General features: G+C 25.6%; 9 protein-coding genes. All 9 read left to right on the top strand.

What is annotated here, in order from left to right; translation table 11 throughout:
• Nucleotides 1–120 precede the first annotated feature (120 nt).
• The 9 genes from KJQ97_RS04155 (at nucleotide 121) to KJQ97_RS04115 (ending at nucleotide 9,669) form a co-directional block, all read left to right on the top strand.
• The gene (locus tag KJQ97_RS04155; protein ID WP_214120040.1) at nucleotides 121–369 is read left to right on the top strand and encodes a tetratricopeptide repeat protein; all 249 of its coding nucleotides are present in this window, start codon (nucleotides 121–123) and stop codon (nucleotides 367–369) included.
• Nucleotides 357–827 (top strand): hypothetical protein, encoded by a 471-nt coding sequence (locus tag KJQ97_RS04150; protein ID WP_214116683.1) that lies wholly within the window; start codon nucleotides 357–359, stop codon nucleotides 825–827. The genes KJQ97_RS04155 and KJQ97_RS04150 overlap by 13 nt, the downstream gene beginning before the upstream one ends.
• Nucleotides 799–1,269, top strand: coding sequence for an HIT family protein (locus KJQ97_RS04145; protein WP_214120039.1), 471 nt, complete (start codon nucleotides 799–801; stop codon nucleotides 1,267–1,269). The genes KJQ97_RS04150 and KJQ97_RS04145 overlap by 29 nt, the downstream gene beginning before the upstream one ends.
• Nucleotides 1,256–2,236 carry a tRNA 2-selenouridine(34) synthase MnmH gene (gene mnmH / locus KJQ97_RS04140; protein WP_214120038.1) on the top strand — a complete coding sequence of 327 codons (981 nt, stop codon included), beginning with the start codon at nucleotides 1,256–1,258 and terminating at the stop codon, nucleotides 2,234–2,236. The genes KJQ97_RS04145 and mnmH overlap by 14 nt, the downstream gene beginning before the upstream one ends.
• 22 nt (nucleotides 2,237–2,258) lie before the next feature.
• On the top strand, nucleotides 2,259–3,530 hold the full coding sequence (locus KJQ97_RS04135) for a DUF262 domain-containing protein (RefSeq protein ID WP_214120037.1): 1,272 nt from the start codon (nucleotides 2,259–2,261) through the stop codon (nucleotides 3,528–3,530).
• A complete protein-coding gene (locus KJQ97_RS04130) occupies nucleotides 3,530–5,524 on the top strand; it encodes a DUF262 domain-containing protein (RefSeq protein WP_214120036.1) in 1,995 nt (664 codons plus the stop codon). Before KJQ97_RS04135 ends, KJQ97_RS04130 begins: the two co-directional genes overlap by 1 nt.
• A gap of 206 nt (nucleotides 5,525–5,730) precedes the next feature.
• Entirely contained in the window at nucleotides 5,731–6,915 is a 1,185-nt protein-coding gene (locus tag KJQ97_RS04125) for a BspA family leucine-rich repeat surface protein (protein WP_214120035.1), read from the top strand.
• Between the two features lie 14 nt (nucleotides 6,916–6,929).
• Nucleotides 6,930–8,168 carry a DUF262 domain-containing protein gene (locus tag KJQ97_RS04120; RefSeq protein ID WP_214120034.1) on the top strand — a complete coding sequence of 413 codons (1,239 nt, stop codon included), beginning with the start codon at nucleotides 6,930–6,932 and terminating at the stop codon, nucleotides 8,166–8,168.
• Nucleotides 8,158–9,669: a DUF262 domain-containing protein gene (locus KJQ97_RS04115; protein ID WP_214120033.1), complete on the top strand. Its 1,512-nt coding sequence runs from the start codon at nucleotides 8,158–8,160 to the stop codon at nucleotides 9,667–9,669. Before KJQ97_RS04120 ends, KJQ97_RS04115 begins: the two co-directional genes overlap by 11 nt.
• Nucleotides 9,670–9,758 lie beyond the last annotated feature (89 nt).

The following is a 9,758-nucleotide window of genomic DNA, read 5'->3' as shown; positions in this document are numbered from 1 at the left end:
ATGCTATAAGAATGAACTTTTCTTTTATTAACAAAAAAAGAAGAATAACTGTAAATTCGTAAAAAAGAAACATCATTAGCTTACTACATCGGTTCAAAAAACATTAGAACTCACCCAAATATGATTTTTGTAATTAATACAGTAAATACAAAAATTGATATTGCAAAAGGTATAAAACTAATACAAAAAGCTTTAGAACAAGAACCTGATAATGCTTATTTTCTTGATACTTTAGCTTGGGGATATTATTTAATAAATGATTGCAAAAACGCACAAGAAACTATGCAAAAAGTATTACAAAACGAAGATGTTTTAAATGAAGATGAAATAAAACTGCATAATCAAAGGATAAATAAATGCAAGAATTAAGCAAAGAAATTCTAATAAAAAGTCTTGGATTTAATCTGTTTTATCCAAGAGATTTAAGTGAATTTAAAAATGAAATAATTAAATTTAGCTATGACTTAAATGATTTAAATGATGCTTTTATTACCAGTGATTTTGATGAGCTAGGTTATGCTAGGCGTTATGTTAAAAAGCATTTATTTTATTATTCAAAAAACTTAAGCGAAGATGAATTAATCAAAGCTAGTATTTACGGAGCTGATGGGATTGTTTTGGATAAAATTGCTAATAATGATTTATTAAATCTTGCAAAAAATTGTGGTTTTAGCTTAGGGTTTTTAGCTAAAAACAATATAGATTTATTTAAAGCTACCATAAAACAATTTGATATTTTTATTGCTAACGATAAATTATTAAAAAATGTTCCAAATACTAAATATAAAGGAATTCTTAATGCAACACCTAAAAGCACCTTGGCGTGATAAATATTTTAAAGAAGATAGAAGTTTATGTCCTTTTTGCGAAGCTAGTGAAGTGCTAGTTTATGAAGATGAATTATGTAGGGTTTTAATGAATAAATACCCTTATTCTCCGGGGCATATTCTAATAACTCCTAGAAAGCATGTTGAGTTTTTAAACGATTTAGATGAGATAACTTGGCTTAGAATGGCAAAAATATCTAGATTTGCTGAAAATATTATGAGAACAACCTTGCACGCACAAGGAGTAAATATCGGACTTAATTTAGGCGATGCAGCAGGTGCTGGTATTGCAAAACACTTGCATTTACATGTCTTACCAAGATGGCATAAGGATACTAATTTTATAACCACTATTTGTGATACTAGAGTTATAGGGACTAGCCTAGATGAATTATATTTAAAGATAAAAGAGAGCTTTAAAAACTACAATGCAGCTAATTAGTGCTAAAGAATTTTTAAATATTAATAAAAATATTTTAATAGACGCAAGAAGTCCAAATGAATACAAAAAAGCACATTTAAAAAAAGCCTTAAACTTTTTTGCTTTAAATAACGAAGAGCATAAATTAGTAGGGACAAAATATGCTACTAATAAATTTAACGCAAAATTATTAGGAGCTAGTTTTATTTGCAAAAACACAAGCATTCATCTTAAAAAAATACAAAATATAGCAAATCCACATAAAGATGAAATATATATTTATTGTGCTAGGGGTGGTCAGCGAAGTGGTGCGATAGGTCATATTTTAAGTGAGATTGGATTTAAAGTCTATAAATGTGAAGGTGGTTTTAAAGAACTTAGAAACGAGATGATTTCGTATCTTAATAGCTATCAAAATCCTAATTTTATAAGCCTAGCAGGAAATACAGCTTGTGGTAAAACAAGGCTTTTAAAATTACTTGATAATAAAATAGATTTAGAAAAATTAGCCCATCATTTCGGCTCAACTTTTGGCTCTCGTGGGTTTTTACAACCTAGCCAACAACAATTTGATATAAATCTAATAAATGAATTAAAAGCATTAAAAGATGCAAAAGTATTCATAGAAGCAGAGAGCAAAAACATAGGAACTATAACTTTATTTAATAATTTTTACGAGCAAATGAATAGCGGTATTAAGGTGTTTTGCGAAGCTAGTTTGGATATTAGAGTGCAAAATTGTGTGAATGATTATCAAAACATTAGCTCGGAGTTTTTTTATTTTTGTCTTGAGAGATTAAAGCCTTATTTAGGAAATGCCTTAGTTTATGAGCTAAGCACTGCTTATAATAATAAGGATTTAAAAAGTGTAGCAAAAATACTTTTAATCAATTATTATGATAAGGTCTATAAAAAACCTAAGGAATTTGATTTATTATTAAATCTTGATGATTTAGAAAAAGCTAAAAATGAGTTAATGAAATTGTAATTTTATAATCTAAAGGATTTTTATGGATAATGTAAGCTCAAGCATATTAACTTTTGATAAATTAACCAAACTAAATCTTAGCATACCTGATTATCAACGCCCTTATGTATGGGAATTAAAACAAATAAAAATGCTTTTAAAAGATATTGAAAATAGTAAAAGTGGAGCTTTGCTTGGCTCTATTATTTTACACGAAATCAAGCGAGATGATAAAACAATTTATGAAGTAATAGACGGACAGCAAAGGCTAACTACGATTAAGCTTATTCTGATGGTGTTAAGTGAATATAAAATTGTTATGGAAAATCACAATGGATATAGTAACTACCTAAGTAATGTAAGCTTTTTTCATAAAATTTCTCAAGATAATATCAAGAATAATTATGAGTATATTAAAAACTATTTGAGCAACGAAGATAAAGCTAAAGATTTTTTAGAAAAGCTAGAAAAAACTCAATTTATAATAGTAGCTACAACAAAAGCCGATGATGCTTTTATCTTTTTTGACAATACCAACTCAAAAGGCAAAAAACTAGAAAATTACGACCTTATAAAAGCTTTTCATCTTCAATCTATCAAAAATGAAAAAATGCTAAATAAATGGGCAAAATATTATGAGGGTTTATTTGAAGAAAAATGTAAAACCCAGCCTAATATAAAGACACTTTTATTAAAATTTTTAATTCCTACAAGACTATGGATAAAAGGAAGTAGTCGAGATAATAAGTTTGACAAAGTTGCTTTTAATGAGCTTTGCAATGAAGATTTAGATGGTAAAAGAGCTACAAATATTGGGATTTTATCTAATTATAAATATGGGGATGATTTCTTTAAGTATCTTAAAAAATACGAAAAAATATATAAATCTATTTTAGAAAATAATGAATCTTTTAACCCCCTATGGAAACCACATTCAAAGGTTGGTAATTTAAATACATTTGATGGACTTATGATGTGTTTAGTCTTGTGTGAAAGTAAATTTAAAAATTCTAAAGAGATATCACCATCGCTATCAAGGGTAGTATATTCGCATAGATTACTAGAAGATAGGGTAAATTGTCCTAAGAATGCTAAGGATTTAGTAAAGCATATTTATTTTGCAAGTTATGCTAGCGAAGTGGAAAAACTATTAGAAAAGAAAGGGCAAAAATGCCAAGAAGAAGAACTAAAAGCAAAAAAAACTATAAAAGCAAAAACTCACAATGAACTAACAGCCTATCTTGATAATTTTTACAAAAATTTTGAAAACAAAATCGTATATAAACATAAATATAATGATGAAAGGGAAAAATAATGTCAAGTAACACTAAATCGTTAATCGCAAGTTTTATTCACAATGATGTTAAAAACAAAACTTTCATAATTCCGCCTTATCAAAGGCTTTATGCTTGGAAAGATGAGCAAATAAAAGCTCTTTTAGATGATTTTGAAAATTGTATTGAACATAATAAAAACCAAGAAGAACAAAAATCTCATTTTATAGGTAATATTGTAGTATCAGAAAATGATGACAAATATATCCTTATAGACGGACAGCAAAGGCTAACTACTATTTGGCTAGTTTTCAAACATTTCGAAAAAAATCATGTTAGTGTAGGAGAATATTTTAATATAGAAATGCCTATTAGAGAAGAAGATACTAAGGCTATAGATGAATATTGCAAAGGTAAATCTTTAGATAAGTGTTTTAATGATACAAACAATACTAATGCAGGTTTTAAGAATGCTTTTAAAACTTTTGAAGTGTATTTCGGTAAAGATAATGAAGAAGATAAGCAACAATTTATTAAATTTATAAGAGAACAAGTTAAGTTCAATCTAGTGATTTTAGGCGATCAAGTGGAGCTAAATAAATATTTTGTAAGAATGAATAATACAGGCGTTCAGCTTGATGGCACAGATATTTTAAAGGCAAGGTTATTAAAACTAATAAGCGATTATGAAGAAAAACAAAATAACACAAACAAAACAAGTGATTGTGAAAAAAGCAAAGCGGAGGGTAAAACAAACAAGGAAAATAAAGTTACAAAATACGCTAGGATATTTGATGAATGTTCGCAGATGAATTATTTTACATTTTGTTACGAAGATAAAAATCAAAACAGCAGCATAAAAAATAAAAATCTAAGTATTAAAGATATAATTGATAATCATAAAATAAACAAAGAAAAAGACAAAAAACAAAAAAGAGCCGAGTTTGAGAGCATTATTGATTTCCCTACCTTTGTTTTGCATGTTTTTAAGATTTTATCAAGGCAAGAATCAACTATTTTTAAAAAAGATATAAAAATATCAATAAAAAAAGATAAATTCCTTGAAAACACTTGGGATTGTTTAGAATTTAATAATAATTGTGGAGCAATAATAGCAATAAAAATAATAAGAGCATTAAAAAATTATAGAATTATCTTTGATACCTTTGTGATAAAAAGAAAAGCTGATGATGAAGAAAATGAATATAAATTATGGAATAGATTTAGAAAGTATGATGACAAAAACGATGATTGGAATGAAGTTGATAATACTACTGAATTAAAACTAATCCAAAACTATCTAAGAGTAGCAAGGCGTGGGGATAATACCAACTACCACCACTTTTTAACACATTATTTAGAATTTTGTAAAAATAAAATCATAGAAGAGCAAACAGAAATAACTAATGAAAATTGTTTGGAAATATTAAAAAACAATGCTGACAAACTTAAAGACTACCTAAAAAATATTGATGACTTTTTAGCTTACAAAACTATTGATGGTGCTTCAAATTTAATTGAAACTTTAGATGATTTTATAAATAAAGCATGCACAAAGAAAGACATAAATTTTGATTTTTTAAATAAAGGCACAAATACCCCGCATTATTGGTTTTATCGTTTGGAGTATTATTTGTTAATTAGTAATTATTCAAATAATAATAAAAGCTATCGTTTTAGATATGTTAATTCAGTAGAACATGTTTTAGCACAAAATGATTCAGACGGTTTAAGCGAAGATGGAGAAAATAAAAAAGTGCTTAATAATTTTGGAAACATAGCTCTAATAACAGACAGTGAAAACTCAACTTTTAGCAATAATGTATTTACTGAAAAGAAAAGAATATTTGACAATTATAAAAACAAAGATAAAAAAATAATCAGCTTAAAATTATTGGATGTATATGAAAATAAAGATTATCAAAAAGATGAGAATAATAACGAGTTAAATAATTCTATTTGGAAAAAAGCACAAATTAAAAAACACCAAGAGAAAATGTTAGAAGTCTTACAAAAATCATTTGAAAATACATAAAATAAATTCAAATACACGAGATGAATTTGTTTCGTGTATCTTTAATCTAAATTAAATAATTTTGCGAGAGTGAAGTTCTTAAACCAAATATAAAATTAAAATGAAATTCCTAATTCAAATTCTAAAAAAATTTTTTTAGAAAAATCACATATGGACATAATCAGGCACTTGATTATGATACAATCGCTAAAATCAAAGGAGTAAAAATGTTAAAATTAATAGAAAAGATATATGGTGATAAAATAACTTTAGCATATAGCGAAGAAGGTTTATTTATAGAAGAAGGCGTTGTTTTAAAGATTATTTACAATATATTATTAAAAGATGTCAAAAGCTGTGGTATTCACGAATATACCTTTTTTCAACTTTCTCAAATGTTAGAAAATATTAAATGCGGAATATTGAAAGCATATGATAATTACGACTCAATAAATGTAGAAAATGGTTGTATTATATATACAAATTTACCGCAAGACTGCAACTTTTATGAATATGTTGAAACGATGAATAATATATACAATAGACTAGAAGAAGGTGTAGTGTTTTTTGACCAAAACATAGAAGATGAGTTTAAAATATTTGTCTTAAGCCCTACAAAGCCTTTAATTAAAAGCAAAATTTCGAATAAAAACAATCTAAAACCAACTACAAAAGAAGAATTAAAAGAGCTAGTAAATGATGAGAGCATTTATCTAGGTGATATTGATACAAGTTTAATTACCGATATGAGTTGGCTTTTTTATAATTGTAAGCGAAGTGATTTTAGTGGGATTAACGAGTGGGACACTAGCAAAGTGCTTAATATGAGTGGGATGTTTGCTCATTGTTATTATTTTAATGAAGAGCTTAGTTTTGATACTTCTAATGTAGTTGATATGAGTTTTATGTTTGCAGATAGTAATTTTAACAATAAACTTTCATTTAATACAAGTAATGTAAAGGATATGAAATGTATGTTTTTTATATGTGGTTTTAATCAAAAACTTGAATTTGATACTTCTAATGTAAAAGATATGAGGGCTATGTTTGCAGGTTGCTCAAATTTTAATCAATTACTTAAGCTTAACACAAGCAATGTAGAAGACATGAGTGTTATGTTTTCTTCGTGTGAAATTTTTAATCAAAAGCTTGAATTTGATACTTCTAATGTAAAAGATATGGATGCAATGTTTGCATATTGTTTTAATTTTAATCAAGAGCTTGAATTTGATACAAAAAATGTAGAAAATATGGAAAATATGTTTTATTATTGTAAAAGTTTTAATCAAAAGCTTGAGTTCAATACTAGTAAGATAGAAAATTTTTTTCAATTAAGTAATATGTTTGATAATTGCCCAAGTTTAAAAACTTTGCCTAAGTTTTATTTAAAATATTTACAAAATACTTTTTAAGCTAAGGAGAGAAAATGAGTATAAATTCAAAAATTATTGATTTTGCAGGACTTTTAGGTAAAAACTTAATTATACCAGACTATCAACGCCCTTATGTATGGAATGAAAATCATATAATAACGCTTTTAAAGGATATTGAAAGTAGTGAAAATAAAACACTACTCGGCTCTATCGTTTTATACAAAACTAACAAAGTAACAGAAGATAATAAACCAATTTATGAAATAATAGACGGACAACAAAGACTAACCACTATAAAGCTTATTTTGATAGCTTTAGGTAAAGATAATGAGAGTTTTTTAAAAAACGCTAAATATTATCATCAAATATCGCATATAAATATAAAGAAAAATTACGATTTTTTAAAAGAATATCTAAAAAATAAAACAAATTTTTACGAAAAGTTAGAAAAGATTAATTTTATTTATATTAGCACGAATGATGCTAAAAATGAGTTTTTGTTTTTTGATAATATCAACACTAAGGGCAAAAAGCTAGAAAATTACGACCTAATCAAGGCTTTTTGGGTTATAAATTCTCAAAGTGATTTGATAAATTACTATGTGAAAAAATATAATGAATTTATTGAAGATGGTAAAAGTAATAAAATATATGAAAGTAACGAAGTGGTTAAAAACTATTTTCAATTTTTCTTAGAAAATTTAGCAATGATTAGAAAATTTGATGATGAGCATAAATTTGATTTTTATTATTATTCTTGGGCTATTGATATTATTGATGAATATTGCAAAATTACACCTTTTAGCACAGGAGCTAATCTAAACAATATAAATGCAAGTTTTGCTAATGGAATTAGCTTTTTTTCTTGGGTTAAAAAACATTATGAAAATAAAGATGTGATAGCTAAAAGTAGCTTTTTAAATAAACTTGTTAAAAGCAATTATCCAAAAAGCAAATATTATGATTATTCTTATATATACACACAATTTACACTTATTGTATATCTTGATAAATTTCTTGATGGAGATTTTGATAGGGTGGTAAGAATGATTGTAAGGATAATGTATTATAAGGTTATTACAGGTGGAAGGACTGATTATATTTCGCTTGTTGCAGACCTTAGAAGAATTAATAAAATGGTCATAAACTCAAATTGTGAAAATAATTTTATAAGAAGATTAGATAATTTAATAAGATTAGAAGAATATCAAATTAGTTCATTTCAAAGGCTTGAATTTTTAGAAGATGAGTTTAAAAAATACAATATTTTAGGAGCAAGTAATGCAAAGTGAAATAATAAGTCTAAATGAAATTAATAAAAGCATTGTAATACCGATTTATCAAAGGCTATACGAGTGGGATACATGGCAAATAAGAACACTTTTAGATGATATTTTAAATGCAAACGAAGAATATTTCATAGGCACAATTACAACTAGCTTAAGAAATAATGAATTAATAATAATTGATGGGCAACAAAGGCTTAGCACGATATTTTTCTTATGTGCTTATATGTGCTATGAAAATAACAAAATGCAAAAAGCTGAAGGGGAATTTGCAAATGCTTTTAATTTTGCGTATTTAGAAAATGAATGTAGATTCAAAATGCCTTTAAGAGAAGATATAATAAATGCTATTTGGGATTATGATTTTAATAATTTAGGCGAGAATATAGACAATGCTTTTAATACTTTTGAAGAGTATTTTAAAGACAATGATAAGTCAAAATTAAACGAAAACCTTTTTAAAAATATAAAAATTAATTTAGTAATTTTAGATGATAATTTAGGCGAATATTTTTTAACTATGAATAGCAATTTAATTCAATTAAATCCAAGTGATATTTTAAAATCATATTTACTAAATCTCTTAAAAGATGATGATAAATATTTTTATTATTCAAATATTTTAAATGAATGTATGCAAATGGATAAAATAGCTGATTTTAATACAGAATACAAAGCTCTTAGTATAGATGATATTTTAAATACCAAAAATCATGAAAATAATATAAAAATATACGAAAGCCTTATTGATTACCCTACTTTTGTTTTATATGTTTTTAAGATTTTATTTCCAAATAATATAGAAATTAACAAAAACAAATTCTTAGAAAATACTTGGGGAAAAATAGAGCAAACAAAAGAAAACGCCATAAAAATAATAAATGCTTTAAAAGAATATAGAATTATTTTTGATAGAAGAAGTGTTAGAAAAACTCACGAAGATTATAAGCTTTTAGGAGATTTAAAGGATGCTAAGCTTGAATTGTTTTTAAATTATTTAAGAGTAGCTAGAAATCCTAGTGAATATTTAGAAACTTTACTAACTTGTAAAAGTGATGAAGATTTATTTAAAGAACTAAAAAACCTAGATGATAATCTAGCAAAAAACGACAATCTTGATGATTTAAATTATAATCATCCAAATATTGTTTATTGGTTACAACGCTATGAATACTATCTAATGCAAGATGTTGATTTTAAAAATAACTATAAAAATTACATTGCAAATTATCGCTTTAGAGATATTAATTCAGTTGAGCATATTTACCCACAAAGCAAAAGCAAAATTGATGACTTAGGCAATTTAGCCCTAATAAGTGATAGTGAAAACTCACAATTTAGCGATAAAGATTTTAATAAAAAGAAAAATATTTTTCAAAATTTCATAAATGAAAAAATAATAATTAGTCTAAAATTATTAGAAGTCTATTCTAAAAATAGCTGGGATTTAGAAGAAATTAATGCCTATCATAAAAAAATGCTAGATATTTTAAATAATTCCTTTTAAGCTAAATACAAAATTATTTTAAATTCTATAAAAATATTAAGAATTTAAAATAGATTTTGTGTTTAAAAAGTCTTTAGATAAAACGACTA

This window comes from Campylobacter sp. 2018MI01 (assembly GCF_018501205.1).
GTDB lineage: Bacteria > Campylobacterota > Campylobacteria > Campylobacterales > Campylobacteraceae > Campylobacter_E.
Note: the sequence above shows the minus strand (reverse complement) of the source record. Positions and strands in the feature narration are given on the sequence as shown.